This window comes from Streptomyces sp. NPDC001373 (genome assembly GCF_042895815.1).
In the GTDB taxonomy this organism is placed as follows: domain Bacteria; phylum Actinomycetota; class Actinomycetes; order Streptomycetales; family Streptomycetaceae; genus Streptomyces.
In genome coordinates, this window is record NZ_JBIAWQ010000008.1 from 34,074 (window position 1) to 52,121 (window position 18,048).

16 protein-coding genes are annotated in these 18,048 nt (G+C 74.2%); 5 read left to right on the plus strand and 11 right to left on the minus strand.

Annotated features, from left to right (window positions below; translation table 11 throughout):
- Nucleotides 1-17 precede the first annotated feature (17 nt).
- The 8 genes from ACFY15_RS19510 to ACFY15_RS19545 all read right to left on the minus strand — a co-directional run bounded on the left by ACFY15_RS19510 (nucleotide 18) and on the right by ACFY15_RS19545 (nucleotide 6,256).
- Entirely contained in the window at nucleotides 18-410 is a 393-nt protein-coding gene (locus ACFY15_RS19510) for a rhodanese-like domain-containing protein (protein ID WP_390690152.1), read from the minus strand.
- On the minus strand, nucleotides 407-940 hold the full coding sequence (locus ACFY15_RS19515) for a cysteine dioxygenase (RefSeq protein WP_390690153.1): 534 nt from the start codon (nucleotides 938-940) through the stop codon (nucleotides 407-409). The genes ACFY15_RS19510 and ACFY15_RS19515 overlap by 4 nt, the downstream gene beginning before the upstream one ends.
- Before the next feature lie 79 nt (nucleotides 941-1,019).
- The gene (locus tag ACFY15_RS19520; protein ID WP_311318651.1) at nucleotides 1,020-1,106 is read right to left on the minus strand and encodes a putative leader peptide; all 87 of its coding nucleotides are present in this window, start codon (nucleotides 1,104-1,106) and stop codon (nucleotides 1,020-1,022) included.
- 33 nt (nucleotides 1,107-1,139) lie between these two features.
- The gene (locus ACFY15_RS19525; protein ID WP_390690154.1) at nucleotides 1,140-2,711 is read right to left on the minus strand and encodes an FAD-dependent monooxygenase; all 1,572 of its coding nucleotides are present in this window, start codon (nucleotides 2,709-2,711) and stop codon (nucleotides 1,140-1,142) included.
- Nucleotides 2,712-2,880: 169 nt separating this feature from the next.
- Nucleotides 2,881-3,762 carry an amino acid ABC transporter permease gene (locus tag ACFY15_RS19530; protein WP_390690155.1) on the minus strand — a complete coding sequence of 294 codons (882 nt, stop codon included), beginning with the start codon at nucleotides 3,760-3,762 and terminating at the stop codon, nucleotides 2,881-2,883.
- The gene (locus ACFY15_RS19535; RefSeq protein WP_390690156.1) at nucleotides 3,759-4,433 is read right to left on the minus strand and encodes an amino acid ABC transporter permease; all 675 of its coding nucleotides are present in this window, start codon (nucleotides 4,431-4,433) and stop codon (nucleotides 3,759-3,761) included. The genes ACFY15_RS19530 and ACFY15_RS19535 overlap by 4 nt, the downstream gene beginning before the upstream one ends.
- Before the next feature lie 84 nt (nucleotides 4,434-4,517).
- Nucleotides 4,518-5,372 carry a glutamate ABC transporter substrate-binding protein gene (locus ACFY15_RS19540; protein WP_390690157.1) on the minus strand — a complete coding sequence of 285 codons (855 nt, stop codon included), beginning with the start codon at nucleotides 5,370-5,372 and terminating at the stop codon, nucleotides 4,518-4,520.
- Between the two features lie 98 nt (nucleotides 5,373-5,470).
- The gene (locus ACFY15_RS19545; protein ID WP_390690158.1) at nucleotides 5,471-6,256 is read right to left on the minus strand and encodes an amino acid ABC transporter ATP-binding protein; all 786 of its coding nucleotides are present in this window, start codon (nucleotides 6,254-6,256) and stop codon (nucleotides 5,471-5,473) included.
- 276 nt (nucleotides 6,257-6,532) lie between these two features.
- Here ACFY15_RS19545 and ACFY15_RS19550 point away from each other — a divergent pair, with 276 nt between their 5' ends.
- Nucleotides 6,533-7,252: a response regulator transcription factor gene (locus tag ACFY15_RS19550; RefSeq protein WP_390690159.1), complete on the plus strand. Its 720-nt coding sequence runs from the start codon at nucleotides 6,533-6,535 to the stop codon at nucleotides 7,250-7,252.
- Nucleotides 7,253-7,262: 10 nt separating this feature from the next.
- Nucleotides 7,263-8,675, plus strand: a complete 1,413-nt coding sequence (locus ACFY15_RS19555; protein WP_390690160.1) for an ATP-binding protein — start codon at nucleotides 7,263-7,265, stop codon at nucleotides 8,673-8,675.
- A gap of 4 nt (nucleotides 8,676-8,679) precedes the next feature.
- Here ACFY15_RS19555 and ACFY15_RS19560 read toward each other — a convergent pair whose 3' ends face one another.
- Entirely contained in the window at nucleotides 8,680-10,785 is a 2,106-nt protein-coding gene (locus tag ACFY15_RS19560) for an endo-beta-N-acetylglucosaminidase (RefSeq protein WP_390825827.1), read from the minus strand.
- A 41-nt stretch (nucleotides 10,786-10,826) separates the two neighbouring features.
- Nucleotides 10,827-12,080, minus strand: coding sequence for a glycosyl hydrolase (locus ACFY15_RS19565; protein ID WP_390690162.1), 1,254 nt, complete (start codon nucleotides 12,078-12,080; stop codon nucleotides 10,827-10,829).
- 352 nt (nucleotides 12,081-12,432) lie between these two features.
- Here ACFY15_RS19565 and ACFY15_RS19570 point away from each other — a divergent pair, with 352 nt between their 5' ends.
- Together ACFY15_RS19570 and ACFY15_RS19575 are read left to right on the plus strand one after the other, a co-directional pair.
- Nucleotides 12,433-13,557 (plus strand): LacI family DNA-binding transcriptional regulator, encoded by a 1,125-nt coding sequence (locus tag ACFY15_RS19570; RefSeq protein ID WP_390825828.1) that lies wholly within the window; start codon nucleotides 12,433-12,435, stop codon nucleotides 13,555-13,557.
- A 108-nt stretch (nucleotides 13,558-13,665) separates the two neighbouring features.
- The gene (locus tag ACFY15_RS19575; protein WP_390690221.1) at nucleotides 13,666-14,604 is read left to right on the plus strand and encodes an ROK family protein; all 939 of its coding nucleotides are present in this window, start codon (nucleotides 13,666-13,668) and stop codon (nucleotides 14,602-14,604) included.
- Here the strand turns inward: ACFY15_RS19575 and ACFY15_RS19580 are convergent.
- On the minus strand, nucleotides 14,594-15,589 hold the full coding sequence (locus ACFY15_RS19580; protein ID WP_390690164.1) for a TAXI family TRAP transporter solute-binding subunit: 996 nt from the start codon (nucleotides 15,587-15,589) through the stop codon (nucleotides 14,594-14,596). The two genes, ACFY15_RS19575 and ACFY15_RS19580, sit on opposite strands and share 11 nt — an antisense overlap.
- Nucleotides 15,590-16,014: 425 nt before the next feature.
- Between ACFY15_RS19580 and miaB the strand changes: the two genes are divergently transcribed.
- Nucleotides 16,015-17,535, plus strand: a complete 1,521-nt coding sequence (gene miaB / locus ACFY15_RS19585; protein WP_390690165.1) for a tRNA (N6-isopentenyl adenosine(37)-C2)-methylthiotransferase MiaB — start codon at nucleotides 16,015-16,017, stop codon at nucleotides 17,533-17,535.
- Nucleotides 17,536-18,048 lie beyond the last annotated feature (513 nt).

Consider the following 18,048-nt stretch of genomic DNA (forward strand, 5'->3'; position numbering starts at 1 on the left):
GCAGCGCGGACCGAGCGTCAGGCGGGGACGACGGGCAGGCCCGCGGAGCGCCAGGCCTGGAAGCCGCCCGTGAGGTCCGTCGCCCGGCGCAGCCCCAGGGCGTGGAGCGACGCCGCCGCCAGCGAGGACGCGTAGCCCTCGTTGCAGATCACCACCACGCGCAGCTCGTGCGAGACGGCCTGCGGGAGGCGGTGGGAGCCCAGCGGGTCCAGCCGCCATTCCAGCTCGTTGCGCTCCACCACGACGGCCCCCGGGATCAGCCCGTCCCGCTCGCGCAGTGCCTGGTAGCGGATGTCCACCAGCAGGGCGTCCCCGTCCTGCCACGCCTCGTACGCCGACCGGGCGTCGACGCGGGTGTAGGCCGCCCGGACCCGTTCCAGGAGGTCCTCGATGCCGACGGGGCCGCTCACTGCCAGTCCGCCGGGCGTTCGACGTGCTCCAGCGTGAGGACCGGTCCGCTGCGGCTGTACCGGCGGATCAGCGGGACGGGCGGGTGGTACGCGTGCACCGAGACCGCGTGTTCGGTGGCGGATTCGTTGAGCACCTCGTGGACGTGGTGCTCGCCGAACGCCCGCCCGGTCACCGCGCCGAGGCTGCGGGTGCGGTCCACGTCCGGGGCCAGCTCCAGGTTCCGCCACCCCTCCGAGGGCAGCCGCACGGCCAGGGAGTGCTCGGTGAGCCGGCCCCGCGCGGTGGCGAACGCCCCCCGGGACTCGGCGTGGTCGTGCCAGCCGGTGCCGGTGCCCGGCGGCCAGCCGATCAGCCAGGCCTCGCTGCCGCCCGGGCCGTCGAGCCGGAACCAGGTCCGGCCCTCCGGGTCCAGGGGCAGCGAATCGACGACGGTGGGGTCGGCGGCGGTGCGCAGGGCGAAGGCGAGGAGTTCGGCCGCCGTGGGGGCGGCGGAGCGGGCAGGGGCGTGCGTGGACACGTAAGCAGACATCGGGGAGTGACCGTCCTGGGGTTCGCGGAAAGGGCGCGCGGGCCCGGAGGGGCAGAGGGGCGCGCGGGGAAGGGGCGAATCAGCAGGAGGGACGACACACGCAGCCCGCGTAGCGGAGCAGGTCCATGTGGACCCTCCGCCACAGGCGTACGTCGTTGCCGGTCATGCCGGCGAGTGAACCACGAGTGCCCGAGGGCGGTCAATCGATCACAGGGGTGGGTGTGGCGGGAGCGCCGGCCGGGGCGCCCGCCCGGACCGCGTCCGCCGCCGCGTACAGCTCGGCCGGGCGCACCCCCGAGAAGGTCGCGGCGAGGTGCCCGTCGGGCCGTACCAGGAGCACGGTGTGCGCCGGAGCCCCCGGATAGCCGTCCGCCACCAGCAGGTCAGCCGGAACAGGCAGTGCGCTCACGGCCGCCGCGAGCCGGGGCATCAGCCCGGCCCCCATCCAGTGGCGCCGGTCCCACACTCCGGTGCCCGGGGCGACCAGCAGCACCAGCAGCCGGCCCCGCCCCAGCAGGTCGCGCAGCGGGACGGTGGACCCGTCGGGCGCGGACACGGGCACGTTCGCCACCGGGCCGCCCGGCTCCGTGTCCGTCGGGACCTCGCGCACGGCCGCGGGCGGGGCGTACACCGGCCGGCCCCCCAGCGGGCCCCGGCCAAGGTGCCCGTCGGTCAGCAGGGCCTCGGCGGACCGCCCCGATCCGGGCAGGAGGGTGCGCAGGCCGCCCCCGCCGCGCAGGGCGGGCAGGGCCTGGTCGGCGGCGCGCAGCCGGGCGGCGACGGCGGTGCGCCGCTCGCCCTCGTAGCTGTCGAGCAGGGCTTCGGAGGCGCCCTGGTGCCAGTCCAGGGCCAGCTTCCAGGCCAGGTTCTCGGCGTCGCGCAGGCCCTCCTCGACGCCCTGGGTGCCCAGCGCTCCCAGCAGGTGCGCGGCGTCGCCGGCGAGGAAGGCCCGGCCGTCGCGCCAGCGCCGGGCGAGGCGGTGGTGCAGGATGTGCACGCCGGTGTCGATGAGGTCGTACGGGGGAGTGCTGCCGCCGGACCAGAGCGCCAGGGTGTCGCGGATGAGGGTGACGAGGGCGTCGGGGGTGACGAGCTCCCCGCGCGCGGGCAGCAGCCAGTCCAGCCGCCAGACCTCGTCGGGCAGCGGCCGGGCGGTGATCTCCTCGGGCCCTGACGGCGGGTTGCGGTGCAGCAACGCCTCGCCGGGCCAGGGCAGTTCGGCGCGCAGCGCGGCCACGGCGCGCCGTTCCACGGCGGTCCGGCCGGGGAAGCGGATGCCGAGCAGCTTGCGGACGGTGGAACGGGCCCCGTCGCAGCCGACCAGATGGCTGCCGCGCCACCAGGTGGTCTCGGAGCCGCGGGTGTGCGCGGTGATCCCGTGGCCGTCCTGTTCCAGGGAGTCCAGCTTGGCACCGGCCACCAGCTGGACCAGGGGGTGTGCCGCGGCCGCGGCGCGCAGTCCGCGGGTGAGGGCGTGCTGCGGCAGGTGCAGGGGGGCGGGGGTGTCCTCGAAGGTGATCCGCCGGGACTCCTGACGCCGCCTCGTGGTGCGCCAGGCGGCGTACCGCGCGCCCTCGTCGCGCAGGGTGGTGCAGCCCAGGCGGTGGACCATGGCCGCGGTGTCGGAATGCAGCACGATGCTACGGGCGGGCCGGGGCTCGTCCTTGCCGGGGCCTTCGTCGAGCAGGACGGAGGGCACGCCGTGGCCGGCCAGGGCGAGGGACAGGGAGAGTCCGACGGGGCCCGAGCCGACGACGATCACCGGGTCCATGATGCGGCTCCCGATGTCCGGTATGTGATCACAGAACGTATGCAACCCACTGGAGGTTCCGGCGTCAAGTGACCCCGGTCCGGACAAAGCCGTGTGGTGCGGCGGAGAGTTCCGCCGCACCACACAGGCTACGCATCGTGCGGGACTGACCGGACGTCAGCCCCCGCGGTCAGACCGCCGCTCCGGTGGCCATGTCGTCGACCTTGGCGACGGCGACCACGGGGGCGGTGCTCTTCCTCGACTGCCGCAGCCGGCCCTCCAGCCAGGAGGCGAAGGTGGTGAGGGCGAAGTTCACCGCGATGTAGATCAGGGCGATCACCACGAGCGTGGGGATGGTGTTGCTGTAGTTGGCCGAGATCTGCCGGTTCGCGGCCAGCAGCTCGGTCAGGCCCAGCAGCGAACCGCCGAGCGCGGTGTCCTTGAGGATCACCACGAGCTGGCTGACCAGGGCGGGCAGCATCACGGTGACGGCCTGCGGGAGCAGCACGTGGACCATGGTCTGGCCCTTGCGCATGCCGATCGCCTTGGCGGCGTCGGTCTGGCCGCGCGGCAGCGACAGCACGCCCGCGCGGACGATCTCGGCGATGACCGCCGCGTTGTACAGCACCAGGCCGGTGATCACCGCGTACAGCGGCCGGAAGTCCGAGGACACGGCGGGGACGAACTGCACGAAGAACGCCGAGCCGAAGATCATCAGCATCAGCACGGGGATGGCGCGGAAGAACTCCACGACCGTGCCGACCGGTATGCGCACCCACGCGTGGTCGGAGAGCCGGCCCATGCCCAGCAGGGCGCCCAGCGGCAGGGCGATCACCATGGCGATCGCGCCGGCCTTCAGGGTCTCCAGCAGGCCGGGGATCAGGTAGGTGGTCCAGACCCTGCCGTCGGTGACGAAGGGGGTCCACTTGTCGGCGTCGAGCTGGTGCTTGTCCGCCATGACGGACAGGATCCACCAGGCGGCGAGCGCGAACAGGACCAGGAAGACGGCCGTGTAGATCCAGTTGCGGACCTTGGCCTTGGGGCCGGGGACGTCGTACAGCACGGAGCTCATCGCTTCACCGCCGCTCGCTTGGCCACCCAGCCCAGCAGCAGACCGGTGGGGAGGGTCAGCAGGCAGAAGCCGAGGGCGAAGATCCCGAAGACGGCGAAGAGTGCGTCCGCCTCGTTCTCGATCATTTCCTTCATCAGCAGGGCCGCTTCGGCCACGCCGATGGCCGCCGCCACCGTGGTGTTCTTGGTGAGGGCGATCAGTACGTTGGCGAGCGGCGCGATGACCGCCCGGAAGGCCTGGGGGAGCACGATCAGGGTGAGCACCTGGAAGAAGCTCAGCCCCAGCGCGCGGGCCGCCTCGGCCTGGCCCACGGGCACGGTGTTGATGCCCGAGCGCAGCGCCTCGCAGACGAACGTGCCGGTGTAGGCGCTCAGCGCGAGCACGGCGAGCCGGAAGCCGGTCTCCTTGAAGGTGTCGCCGCCCATGTTGAGGCCGAGGGTCTGGCTGAGGCCCAAGGAGCTGCCGATGATCAGCAGGGTCAGCGGCGTGTTGCGGACCAGATTCACGTACGCGGTCCCGAAGGCCCGCATCAGCGGGACCGGGCTGACCCGCATCCCGGCCAGGACGGTGCCCCAGACGAGGGAGCCCACCGCCGAGTAGAGGGTGAGCTGAACCGTCACCCAGAAGGCTCCGAGCAGGTCGTACTGCCCGGAATCAAGAAAGTCGAACACGATGCCCTGCGCTCTCCCCAGGATGGCCGGTGAGGCGCGCCGCCGCCCGCGGACGGGCGGGCGGCGGCGGGCCTCACCGGGAAATCAGCTGCCTTCGGTGATCTGCGGGGCAGGCTCGTTCTTGTAGTCGGCCGGGCCGAGGTTCTTCTTCACGGCCGCCTCCCAGCTGCCGTCCGAGACCATCTTCTTGAGCGCGGCGTTGATCTTGGTCTGGAGCTCCTTGTCGCCCTTCTTCAGACCGATGCCGTAGTTCTCGGTGCTCATCTTCAGGCCGACGAGCTTGAACTTGCCCTTGTTCTTCTCCTGCGCGGCGTAGCCGGCGAGGATCGAGTCGTCCGTGGTCAGCGCGTCGACGGCCTTGTTCTCCAGACCGGTCAGGCACTCGGAGTAGCCCGGGAACTCCTGGAGGTCGGCGTCCTTGGCCAGGTCCTTCTTGACGTTCTGCGCCGAGGTGGAGCCCGTGACGGAGCAGAGCTTCTTCTTGTTGAGGTCCTCGACCTTGGTGATGCTGCTGTCGTCGGCGCGGACCAGCAGGTCCTGGTGGGCCAGGAAGTACGGGCCCGCGAAGTCGACCTTCGCCTTGCGCTTGTCGTTGATCGAGTAGGTCGCGGCGATGAACTTCACGTCGCCGTTGGAGATCAGGTTCTCGCGCTCGGCGCTGACGGCCTGCTTCCACTCGATCTGGTCCGGCTGGTAGCCGAGTTCCTTGGCGATGTACGTGGCGACGTCGACGTCGAAGCCCTCGTACTTGCCGTCGGGGGTCTTCAGGCCCAGGCCCGGCTGATCGAACTTGATGCCGATGACGATCTTGTTCGACTTGGCGTCGCCGGAGGCGCCCGCGTCGCCCGCGCCGTCCTTCGTGCCGCCGCCACAGGCGGTCGCCGTCAGAGCGAGAACGACGGCCGTGGCCACTGCCGCGCCGGCCTTGAGAACCTTCATGGTGAACTTCCCTCGGGTGAGACGTTGTTGAACGACGAGCTGGACACGTCGTGTGCGACGGCGGGCGCCGCCGACCGGATCACTACCAGACGCGGGCGTCAGTGGTGCAGGATCTTGGACAGGAAGTCCTTGGCGCGTTCGCTCTTGGGGTTGCTGAAGAACTGCTCGGGGGCGGCCTGTTCGATGATCCTGCCGTCGGCCATGAAGACGACCCGGTTCGCCGCGGAGCGGGCGAAGCCCATCTCGTGCGTGACGACCACCATCGTCATCCCCTCGCGGGCGAGCTGCTGCATGACCTCCAGCACCTCGTTGATCATCTCCGGGTCCAGCGCCGAGGTCGGCTCGTCGAAGAGCATCACCTTCGGGTCCATCGCCAGGGCCCGGGCGATCGCGACGCGCTGCTGCTGGCCGCCGGACAGCTGCGCCGGGTACTTGTCGGCCTGGGAGCCGACGCCGACGCGGTCCAGGAGGGACTTGGCCTTCTCCATCGCCGCTGCCTGGTCCGTCTTGCGGACCTTGAGCTGCCCCAGCACCACGTTCTGCAGCACGGTCTTGTGCGCGAACAGGTTGAACGACTGGAAGACCATGCCCACATCGGCGCGCAGCCGGGCCAACTCCCTGCCCTCGGACGGCAGTTCCTTGCCGTCGACCGTGATGGTCCCCGAGTCGATGGTCTCCAGCCGGTTGATGGTCCGGCACAGCGTCGACTTGCCCGATCCCGAAGGACCGATCACCACCACGACCTCGCCGCGGGCGATGCTCAGATCGATGTCCTGAAGCACGTGCAGCGCGCCGAAGTGCTTGTTGACGTTGCTCAGTACGACCAGGCCGTCCGCGGCGCCCGCCGCGTCCTGCGCGTCCTCGGCCACTGATACTCCGCTCATCGGCTTCTTGCTCCGTCCTCCGTCGGTTGGCAGGACAGTAGTGACGCGGCGCGCACAGCGTCATCACATCTGAGGGAGAATTGAGGATAACGATACGGCCTCGCACCGATACGCTCCGTGCGCTGCGACCATCTGTGCACGATGTACGCGTACCGGGTGCATAACAGAAGACCCGCCGGGCCGGAACACCCTTGACGTGGGACTCTTCATCGGCGTGGATGCTTGGTGGCCCTGTGAACGGAAACCGGAGAGCGAGAGAAGGAGAGGGGGACGACCATGAGACTGCTGCTCGTCGAGGACGACGACCACGTCGCCGCCGCCCTGTCCGCGATCCTCGCCCGGCACGGCTTCCAGGTCACCCATGCCCGTAACGGCGAGGAGGCCCTCCAGGCGCTGCTGCCCGCCGGGGCCAAGCCCGCGGCCTCCCCGTACGGGGTGATCCTGCTCGACCTCGGCCTGCCCGACCAGGACGGCTACGAGGTCTGCGGCAAGATCCGCAAGCGCACCAGTACGCCCGTCATCATGGTGACCGCCCGCGGCGACGTCCGCTCCCGCATCCACGGCCTGAACATGGGCGCCGACGACTACGTCGTCAAGCCGTACGACACCGGCGAGCTGCTGGCCCGCATCCACGCCGTAGCCCGCCGCACCGGCACCTCCGAGGAGCCGGCCGCTCCCGGCGAGGCCACCGGGCCGGGCCTGGTCCGGCTCGGCCCGGTCGCCGTCGAGCTGCCCACCCGCCGGGTCACCGTGAACGGCGGCGACGTGCCCCTCACCCGCAAGGAATTCGATCTGCTGGCCCTGCTCGCGCAGCGGCCCGGCGTGGTCTTCCGCCGGGAACAGATCATCAGTGAGGTCTGGCGCACCAGCTGGGAGGGGACGGGCCGCACCCTCGAGGTCCACGTCGCCTCGCTGCGCGCCAAGCTCGGCATGCCCGCGCTGATCGAGACCGTCCGCGGGGTGGGCTACCGGCTCGTCACCCCGGCCGCGCCCTAGCGGGTCCGCCGTGCGCGCCCGCCTGCTCCCGCTCCTCGTCATCCTGATGGCGGGCGTGCTGATCGCCCTCGGCTTCCCGCTCGCCGTCAGCCTGGCCGCCGCCCAGCAGCAGCGGGTGGTGGTCGACCGGATCGACGACAGCGCACGCTTCGCCGCACTCGCCCAGTTCGTCATCGACGCCGAGGGCTCCGGCGCGACCGGCGCCGACGAGCGGCGCGACACCCTCCAGCTGGAACTCGCCCGCTACCAGGAGCTGTACGGCATCCGCGTCGGCATCTTCTACCGCGACGACAACGCCATGGTCCGCGCCCCCGGCTGGTGGCAGCTGCCGGACTCCGGCGAGGCCCGCAGGTCCTTCGAGGAGGCCCTGGCCGGACGCCGCAGCCACGACCCAGGACAGGTCTGGCCCTGGCAGGTCGACGGCAAACTCCTCGTCGTCTCCCCGGTGGTCCTCGACGGTGACGTGGTGGCCGTCGTCGCCACCGAATCGCCCACCGACCAGATGCGCGCCCGGATCCTGCACGGCTGGCTGCTCATCGCCGCCGGTCTCGCCGCCGCCATGCTCGCCGCCTTCGGCGCCGCGCTGCGCCTGACCGGCTGGGTGCTCAAGCCCGTCCGGACCCTCGACGCCGCCGCCCACGGCATCGCCACCGGACGTATGAACTCCCGTGTCGCGGTCGCCAGCGGCCCCCCGGAACTCAGACGCCTGGCCCGGTCGTTCAACGAGATGGCCGACAACGTCGAAGAGGTACTGGAGCAGCAGCGGGCGTTCGTCGCGGACGCCTCCCACCAGCTGCGCAACCCGCTCGCCGCGCTGCTCCTGCGGATCGAGCTCCTCGCTCTCGAACTTCCCGAGGGCAACGAGGAGATCGCCTCCGTGCGCACCGAGGGCAAACGCCTCGCCCAGGTCCTCGACGACCTCCTCGACCTGGCGCTGGCCGAGCACGCCTCCGCCGAGATCAGCCTGACCGACATCGGCGCCCTGGCCGCCGAGCGGGTCGCCTCCTGGCGGCCGTACGCCGAGGAGAAGGGCGTACGGCTCAGGGAGGCGGGCCGCTCCGCCGTCACCGGCTGGGCCGACCCCATCGCCCTGTCCAGCGCGCTCGACGCCGTCATCGACAACGCCCTGAAGTTCACCCCGGCCGGAGAGGAGGTCGAGGTCTCCGTCTCCGCGGAGGGCAGCAGCGCCCTCGTCGTCGTCGCCGACCGGGGGCCCGGACTGACCGAGGAGGAGCTGCTGCGCGTCGGCGACCGCTTCTGGCGCAGCGGCCGCCACCAGAACGTCAAGGGCTCGGGGCTCGGCCTGTCGATCTCCCGCGCCCTGCTCGCCACCGGCGGCGGCACCCTCTCCTACGCCAAGAACCCGCCGCACGGGCTGCGCGTGACGGTGGCCGTGCCCCGCACCGACCCGCACGGCGCCTGAGTCCTCACCACGCGAATCCGGCCCGGGCCGGGTCCGACGCCGCGTACACCTCGTCCACCGCCCGCAGCTCGAACGCCGCCGCCCGCTCCCGGCCGGCGCGGGCCAGCCGGGGCAGGTAGAGGGCGGTCCCGCAGGTGCCGGCCAGGAAGCGGCGGGTGCCGTCCGGCAGCAGGCGGTGCAGTTCGTAGTGCCGGACCGGCCCGGCCGCCCGAAGCCAGGACAGGCGGAGCTCGGCCTCCGCACCCCGGCGGGCCGAGGCGTCGACCGTGAGACGGGAGGGCGGGGCCGGGCGGCGTACGGCGGTGGCGTCGCGTACCGACAGGGCTCCGAGCCGCCAGGACACCGGCCCCTTCTCCCGCGCGGTGATCCGTACCGCCAGGGCGTACGTGGTCTCCCCGGCCAGCGCCCCGAGGGGGACCCGGGAGGTCCGCCAGCCCCCGGCGCCGCCCGCCCTACCGGCCCGCAGCCACGTGTACGGGACCGGCCCGCCCGGAGCGGCCGGCTCGCGCACGGCGACCCCGAGCTCGACGTCCACCGGGACCGGGCCGGCCGTGTGGACCAGCTCCGCGACGGCGGAACGGGTCAGCGGCAGCCGGGTGGAGTGCAGGCCGACGGCGGCGGGCGCGGTGAGGGAACCCGTCACCAGCAGGCTGGAGCCGCCGCGCCAGGCGTCCGCGAAGTCCAGCCGGACGTCGGGGCGTTCGCCTTCGCCGTCCACCACCCAGCGGCGCCCCGGGAGCCGGTCCTGGAGCCCGAGGTGGCTCCAGGGCTCCTCCGAGGCGGCGGTCCCGCCCTCGTACCAGCGCAGCCCGTGCCCGGTGTTGAAGGAGCAGGCGAACGGGAGCCCGGTGACGGTGGACCGGTCGGTGACGGCCGTGGCGGGCGCCCGCCAGACGGCATCGGGCGCGGGGCGGGACGGGTCCAGGGACTCGCCCGTCCAGAACCGGTCGTCGGCCTCGTGGAAGGCGCCGGGGGAGCGGTCGGCGAGGTGGTCGCGGGTCCACTCGGGCCGGTGGAAGCCGAGGCTGACGACGTGGTCGCGGCCGCGCGGCACGATCGCGTCCCAGCGGACCTCGGAGTCCCAGCCACGGGACTGCACGTCCACGGCCGCCCACAGCTCGTGGCGGGAGCGGCCCAGCCGCTCGGCCAGGGCCCCCGAGGAGACCAGCGACCCGGGCGTCCAGCGGAAGTCCACGAACACCGAGTCCGCGACCCTGCCCGCCCGGTCCTCGAAGAACTCCTGGTTGAGCTCGTCGAGCGCTCCCCGCCAGCCCACCGCGCCGGTGCTGTTCATGGCGTCGTACCAGGTGATCCGCAGCCCGTGCGGTTCCCCGGCCGCCCGCAGCGCGCGCAGGAACCCCCGCATCCGGGTGGCGAGTCCGCTGTCCCCGCCGTCCGTCTCGGCGTTGACGAACCAGCCGTCGAACCCGTACGTCCGCGCCACCTCGGCCAGTTTCTCCGCGAGCGGGAACCGGCCGTCGGCGTCGGACCGGACCAGGTCCCGGGTCCAGCGCAGGTCGCCGCCGTAGGCGACGGGAGGCAGGAAGACGTTGCCCAGGACGCGGACCCCGTTGCGGTGGGCCGCGTCGACGACGGGCGCGTTCGGGGCGAGGACCAGGCCCTCACCGGCCGAACCGCCCCAGAAGACCAGCTCGTCGAGGTACGCCCAGTGCGTCGGCGCGTAGGAGTCCGCGGTCGCCTGCCCCTGCGACGGGTTGCGGGAGGTGGGTCCGAAGGAGACCAGCGAGACGATCCGGGCCTGGCCGGCGCGGGCGTCCCGGTGCGCCGGGACCGGGGTGAACCGCGGGGCCAGGGGGACGCTCGCGGTGTTGTGGGCCAGGTCCGGATCCGACTGCGGGGTCCACTCCTTGAGGGAGCGCCAGACGACCCCCGGGCCGGGCGCCCCCTGGGGGAGGGAGTCGGGGAACCAGTAGGAGGCGTACGGGGCCAGGCGGGGCTCCGGCGCGGCCGGGGACGCGGCCCGGGCGACGCCGGAGGCGGGCAGCAGGACGGTGGTTCCGGCCCCGGCGCCCAGGGCCAGGACGGTACGGCGGGCAGGCCCCGAGGGGGCGGCGGTACGGGGATCGGCGCCGTTGCCGGTTCCGGACATGCGGGCTCCTCGCGGGCAGGGGGAGGGGCGGTCGGGTCGCGTCAGGCCGTGACGTCGTGCACGTGCAGCACCTCGGTGATCCCGCGCGCGGCCAGCCGGTCCGGGTCGCCGGCCTCCTCCGCCCGCACCACCGCCGGACGCAGCCCCTTCGCCGCCAGCACCGCCCAGGCCTCGAAGAAGGCACCGCCCGGGGCGCAGGCGGACCGGGCCGATCCGGTGTCCAGGGCGAGGGCGGTGGACCGTACGGCCGGGCGGTGCTCCCGGCCCCGCCAGGCCGCGGCGATCCGGGCGACGGCGGCCCCGGCGGGTTTGGTGCGGCCGTCGTTGGTGAGCAGGCCCAGCCCGTACTCCAGCTCGGGGAAGTCCGCCAGCTCCCGGGACACGTCGTGCGAGCACCACCAGGTCACCCCCCACAGGCCGGGGCAGTCCAGCGCCGCCGCCAGGGTGGCCGCGGCGAACTCCGCCGCGTGCTCGGGCGGGACCAGCGGCGCCGGCGCCCCGACCTCCTGGAGCCATACCGGGCGGTGCGGGTCCTCGGCCCAGGCCTTGGACAGTTCGATCAGGTAGGCGGCGTGCTGCTCGGTGGCCGCCCCCGCACGGCCGTGGCGCTGCGCGGTGCCGTCGAACACCCAGGAGTGCACGGCCGTGGCCGCGCCCAGCCGGGCCGCCTGCGCGGGCGTGAAGGGGTGCCCGTCCCGGTACCAGACGGCGTCGTACTCGGCATGCAGGTGGAACCGGCCCGGCGCGCCCTCCTCGCAGGCGGCCAGCATCCGCTCCAGCCAGGTTTGCGCCTGGGCGGCGGTGATCCGGTCGGGGTCGGGGTGGGGCGCGTCGGAGAACTGGTTGACCTCGTTGCCGACGGTCATGCCCAGGAAGTTCGGCCGGCCGGCGAGGGCGGCCGCCAGGGTGCGCAGGTACTCCTCCTGCCCGGCCACCACGTCCGGATCGGTGAAGATGCTGCGCCGGTGCCAGGTCCCCGTCCAGGCGGGCAGGAAGTCGAAGCTGGACAGGTGCCCCTGGAGGCCGTCCACGTTCACGTCGAGCCCCCGCTCCGCGGCCGCGTCGGCGAGCGCGACGAGCTGCTCGACGGCACGCGGCCGGATCAGGGTCCGGTTCGGCTGGAAGAGCGGCCACAGCGGGAAGACCCGTACGTGGTCCAGGCCGAGCGCGGCGATCTGGTCGAGGTCGGCCCGGACCTCGTCGAGGTCGAAGTCCAGCCAGTGGTGGAACCAGCCCCGGGAAGGGGTGTAGTTCGCGCCGAAGCGCAGCGTGCGGGGGCGGGCGGCGCGGTCCATGAAGGGTCCCGGAGTTCAAGGGGATTCGCCGGACGCCCACAAACTGCCGGGCCGGTCCGCGGGAAGTCAACAGGGCCTCCGCGTGCCCCGGCCGGATTCCGGGCGCCGGGGCACGTGTGCGCTTCGGCCGTTCGCGCACCAAGGACGGCGGGGAGGTGGGGGAGGCCGGGGCGGATGCGGTTCAGTACGGGCGCGCGTACAGGCGTCCACGGGGAAAGGAGAGGGCGGTTCAGACCGCGCCGGGGGCGGCCGGGGCCCGCCGCCGGTGCGGACCACCGGGGCCGGATCGCGTACGGTCCGGCCAACGGGGTCCACGTCGACCGCGTCGCCGAGGGATGAGGAGGGCACGGCCATGGCCCGCAGACCCACCATCAAGGACATCGCCCGCCGGGCCGGGGTGTCGGAGAGCGCCGTCTCCTTCGCGCTGAACGGGAAGCCGGGCGTCTCCGAGGCCACCCGCGCCCGGATCCGCCGGGTCGCGGAGGAGCTCGGCTGGCGGCCCAACAGCGCCGCCAGGGCCCTGTCGGGGGCACGCTCGGGCGCCGTCGGACTGGTCCTGGCCCGTCCCGCGCACACCCTCGGTGCCGAGTCCTTCTTCCTGCGGCTCGTGTCCGGCATCCAGGAGGTGCTCTCGGCCGCCGGCACCGCCCTGCTCTTCCAGGTGGTGGAGGACGTCGAGGCCGAATGCGCCGTGTACCGCCGGTGGTGGGCCGAGCGGCGCGTGGACGGGGTCCTCGTCGTCGACCCCCGGACCCGGGACCCGCGCCCGCCGCTGCTGTCCCGGCTGGGCCTTCCGGCGGTCGTGATAGGCGGCGGCGCGGGGACGCCTCCCGGCCCGTGGCACCCCGAGGACCCGGCACCGCCCGGCGCCGCCCCGCCCGCGGGGGCGGCCGGCACCGGGGCCGGGGAGGCCGCCGCCTCCGGTCTGGCGGCCGTACGGGCGGACGACGCCCGGGCCATGACCGAGGTCCTGGACCACCTCCACGGACTCGGCCACCGCCGCATCGTGCACATCGCCGGCCTGCCCGGCCTCGCCCACACCGCCCGCCGGGTCGCCGCGCTGCGTGCCGAGACCCGGCGGCTCGGGCTCCCTCCCGGCCGGGTGCGCTCCGTGCCCACGGACTACTCCGACGCCGAGGGCGCCGCCGCCACCCGCCGGGTCCTCGCCGAGCCGGAGCCGCCCACCGCGCTGGTCTACGACAACGACGTGATGGCGGTGGCGGGCAGCGCGGTCGCCGCCGGACTCGGCATCCCGGTGCCCGGCCGGCTCTCCATCGTCGCCTGGGACGACTCGGCCCTCTGCCGGGTCACCCACCCCCCGCTGACGGCCCTCGTCCGGGACACCGCCGGCTTCGGCCGGCTCGCCGCCGAGGAACTGCTCTCCGTCCTGGCCGGCGCCCCGCCCCGGGTCCGCGAGAGCGAGCTGCCCCGGCTGGAACCCCGCGGGAGTACGGCCCCGCCGCCGGCCGCATACTGAAAACCGACCCCTTCCAGGAGCGCCCCCGTGACCACCCCCACCTCAGCCTTCCCCACGCCGCGCCCGGTCGCGGCGGCCTACGGCACGGCCGGCGACACCGGCCCGACCGTGGCGATCGACATCGGGGGAACGAAGATCGCCGGGGCGCTGGTCCACCCCGACGGAACGATGACCGCGGCCACCCGGCGGCCGACCCCGCGCGGCACGGACCCGGAGGCGGTGATGGCCGCGGTCGCCGAGGTGATCGCCGAGCTGTCCGGGGACCCGCTGTGGGAGCGGGCCGTCCGCTGCGGCATCGGCAGCGCGGGCCCCGTCGACACCTCGCGGGGCACGGTCAGCCCGGTCAACATCGGGGCCTGGCGCGGCTTCCCGGTCCGGGCCCGGGCCGAGGCCGAACTGGGCGCGCACGGCGCCCGGATCCCGGTGGTCCTGGCGGGCGACGGGGTGGCGATGACGGCGGCGGAGCACTGGCTCGGCGCCGCCCGGGGCTACGCGAACGCCCTGTGCATGGTGGTCTCCACCGGGGTCGGGGGCGGCCTGGTCCTCGACAACCAGCTCCACGCAGGCCCCACCGGCAACGCCGGCCACATCGGCCACATCAGCGTCGCGTTCGACGGTGAGCCCTGCGCCTGCGGCGGCCGCGGCTGCGTCGAATCCCTGGCCTCCGGCACCGCCATCGCCCGCTGGGCCCTCGCCCAGGGCTGGACCGGCCCCGACCCGACGGCGGCGGGCGTCGCCGCCTCCGCCGAGGCCGGCGACCCGGTCGCGCTGGCCGCCTTCGACCGCGCCGGGCGCGCCCTGGCCGCCGCCATCGCGGCCACCGCCACCCTCGTCGAGACCGACATCGCGGTGATCGGCGGCGGGGTCGCCGCCAGCGGGGACACCCTCTTCGGACCGGTCCGGCGCCACCTGGCCTCGTACGCCACCCTGTCCTTCGTCCAGGATCTCCGGGTGGTCCCGGCCGCGCTCGGCACCCACGCCGGGCTCATCGGTGCGGCGGCCGCCGCGATGGTGCTGGCGCCGGCCGGGGGGCTCCCTACGGCTTGACCGAGCGGTAGTACCGCCGGGCCCCCTCGTGCAGGTCCAGGGGATCGGTGTAGATCGCCGTCCGCAGGTCCACCAGCTGCGCCGCGTGCACCTCGTGCCCGATCCGGTCCCGGCTCAGGATCACCGTCCGCGTGAACTGCTCCGTCAGCCGGGCGTCCGTGCCCTCCTTGGTGACCAGCAGGTTGGGGACGGCCAGCGTGGCCACCGACGAGGTGTTGCGGGCCCGCGCGTACGCGTCCTGCGGCATCACCGCCGCACGGTAGTACCGCGCCGGGCTCCCGCTCGCCTGGAGCTGCTCCACCAGGTCGCCGAGCTGGACGAGCCGGATGTCGAAGCGCTCCGACAGCTCGCGCACCGCGTTGGTCGGCAGGCCGCCCGACCAGAAGAAGGCGTCGATTCGCCCCGCCTCCAGCTCCGCGGGCATGGTGTCGATGCCTATGGCGACGGGGGTGATGTCGTGGGCCGGGTCCAGCTTGGCCGCCCGCAGCAGCCGGTCCGAGACCAGCCGCACGCCAGAGCCGTCCTGTCCGACCGCGACCCGCTTGCCCCGCAGGTCGCGTGCCGACTGCACCGGCGACCCGGCGGGGACCACCAGCTGGACGTAGTCGTCGTAGAGCCGCGCGCACCCGCGCAGCTGCTCCGCGCCCGGCTTGCCGTCGGCGCGGTACTTGGCGACGGCGTCAGCCGTCGCGATGGTGAAGTCGGCCTCGCCGGAGGCCACCCGCTGGAGGTTCTGCTGCGATCCCTCGCTGGTCTCCAGCCGGACCTTCACCCCGGGGATGTCCTGCGCGAGCGCCTGCTCCAGCAGCTGGCCGTAGCGGTGGTAGACGCCGGTACGGACGCCCGTGCTGAAGGTGAGCCGCCCCGTGAGCGCGGGCTCCCCGAAGGGCCGCACCCACCACAGCACCACCCCGAGCACGGCCAGCACGGCGGCCAGCCCCACGAGGACGCGGCGCGGGGTGACACGGGGTGGTACGAGGGGCATGCCCGCGATCCTCCCACCCACGCCGCCGTCCTGTCACGGCCCGCCCGCCCGGCCCCGGGTGCGACCCGGCCGCGGCGGCCTCCCCGCGGGGCCGGGGCTGCGGCGGCAGGGCGGACCGGAGCCGGCCCGGCCGGCTGCGGCCCGCCCGCCGGGGACGACGGGCCGTCCGCGCGCCGGGCCAGGGCCACCCGCCCGCTCAGCTCCGGGCCGCTGATCCGCAGCGCCACCAGACCCGGCCCCGCCGGCGCGTGAGCGACATCTCCACCCGCGGGTGCGCGTCGTGGAAGTCTCTCCACGACCGCCACGAAGTACCTCGGCTGAGCCGGTTCCATGAGCGGTGATGCCGGACCGCGGGGACGTCCGGCTCCCGGGCCGTGCCCCACGGGGGGGACGGGGGGCGCTCCGGCACCGCCTACCCTTGTTCCATGACCAGCAGCAGCGACCGGAGCCCGGCAGTGGTGGACCCCAAGGGAACTTACGAGGTGCGCACCTACGGGTGCCAGATGAACGTGCACGACTCCGAGCGACTGTCCGGTCTGCTGGAGGACGCCGGCTACGTACGGGCCCCCGAGGGCTCCGACGGGGACGCCGACGTGGTCGTCTTCAACACCTGCGCGGTGCGCGAGAACGCCGACAACAAGCTCTACGGCAACCTCGGCCGGCTCGCCCCGATGAAGACCAGGCGCCCCGGGATGCAGATCGCCGTCGGCGGCTGCCTCGCCCAGAAGGACCGCGACACCATCGTCAAGAAGGCCCCCTGGGTCGACGTGGTCTTCGGCACGCACAACATCGGCAAGCTGCCCGTCCTCCTGGAGCGCGCCCGCGTGCAGGAGGAGGCGCAGATCGAGATCGCGGAGTCGCTGGAGGCCTTCCCCTCCACCCTGCCGACCCGCCGCGAGTCCGCGTACGCCGCCTGGGTGTCCATCTCCGTCGGCTGCAACAACACCTGCACCTTCTGCATCGTCCCCGCGCTGCGCGGCAAGGAGGAGGACCGCCGCCCCGGCGACATCCTTGCCGAGGTGGAGGCCCTGGTCGCCGAGGGCGTCTCGGAGATCACCCTGCTCGGCCAGAACGTCAACGCCTACGGCTCCGACCTCGGCGACCGCGAGGCCTTCAGCAAGCTGCTGCGCGCCTGCGGCCAGGTCGAGGGCCTGGAGCGGGTCCGCTTCACCTCCCCGCACCCGAAGGACTTCACCGACGACGTCATCGCCGCCATGGCGGAGACCCCGAACGTGATGCCGCAGCTGCACATGCCGCTCCAGTCCGGCTCGGACCCGGTCCTGCGGGCGATGCGCCGCTCCTACCGGCAGGAGCGTTTCCTCGGGATCATCGAGAAGGTCCGCGCCGCCATCCCGCACGCGGCGATCTCCACCGACATCATCGTGGGCTTCCCCGGCGAGACGGAGGAGGACTTCCAGCAGACGATGCACGTGGTCCGCGAGGCCCGCTTCGCCAGCGCCTTCACCTTCCAGTACTCCAAGCGCCCCGGCACCCCGGCCGCCGAGATGGAGGGGCAGATCCCCAAGGAGGTCGTCCAGGACCGCTACATGCGGCTGGTCGCCCTCCAGGAGGAGATCTCCTGGGAGGAGAACAAGAAGCAGGTCGGCCGCACCCTGGAGGTCATGGTCGCCGAGGGCGAGGGCCGCAAGGACGGCGCCACCGCCCGCCTGTCGGGCCGCGCCCCCGACAACCGCCTGGTCCACTTCACCAAGCCGGACGAGGAGGTCCGCCCCGGCGACGTGGTGACCGTGGAGATCACCTACGCGGCCCCGCACCACCTGCTGGCCGAGCGCCCGACCACCGCCGTGCGCCGCACCCGGGCCGGCGACGCCTGGGAGAAGCGCAACGCGGCCCCGGCCCAGCCGCAGGGGGTCATGCTCGGCATCCCGACCCTCGGCGTCCCGGCCCCGCTGCCGGTGGCGACCTCGGGCTGCGCGACCGACTGACCCGGGACTCCCGGCGGCGCGAGCCGGCGGCGCCTCGCCGGGGGACCTGCGGGCTGCCCGGGGCCGCCCGCGGGTCCTCTGGCCCGATCGGCAGGACAGACACCGCCCAGTACTGCAACGGTCCACACCGTTGCGGTACTAGGCTGCGGATCATGCTCGTAGCCGCCGCCGTCTGCCCCGCCCCGCCGCTCCTCGTGCCGGAGGTCGCCGCGGGCGCCGCCGCCGAACTCGACGGGGCCCGTACCGCCTGCTCCGACGCCCTCGCCGTGCTGGCCGCCTCCCGGCCCGACCTGCTGGGGGGGGGGGGGGCCCGCCCCCCCCCCCCCCCCGGGCCGGCCCCCCCCCGGGGGGGGGGGGGGGGGGCCCCCGGGGGGGGGGGGGCCCCGGGCGGGGGCGGGGGGGGCCGGGGGGCGCCCCCCCCCCCCCCGGGGCGCCCGCCCCCCCCCCCCCCGCCCCCCGCCCGGGGGGGCCCCCCCCCCGCCCCCCCGGGGGGGGGGCGGCGGCCCCCCCCCC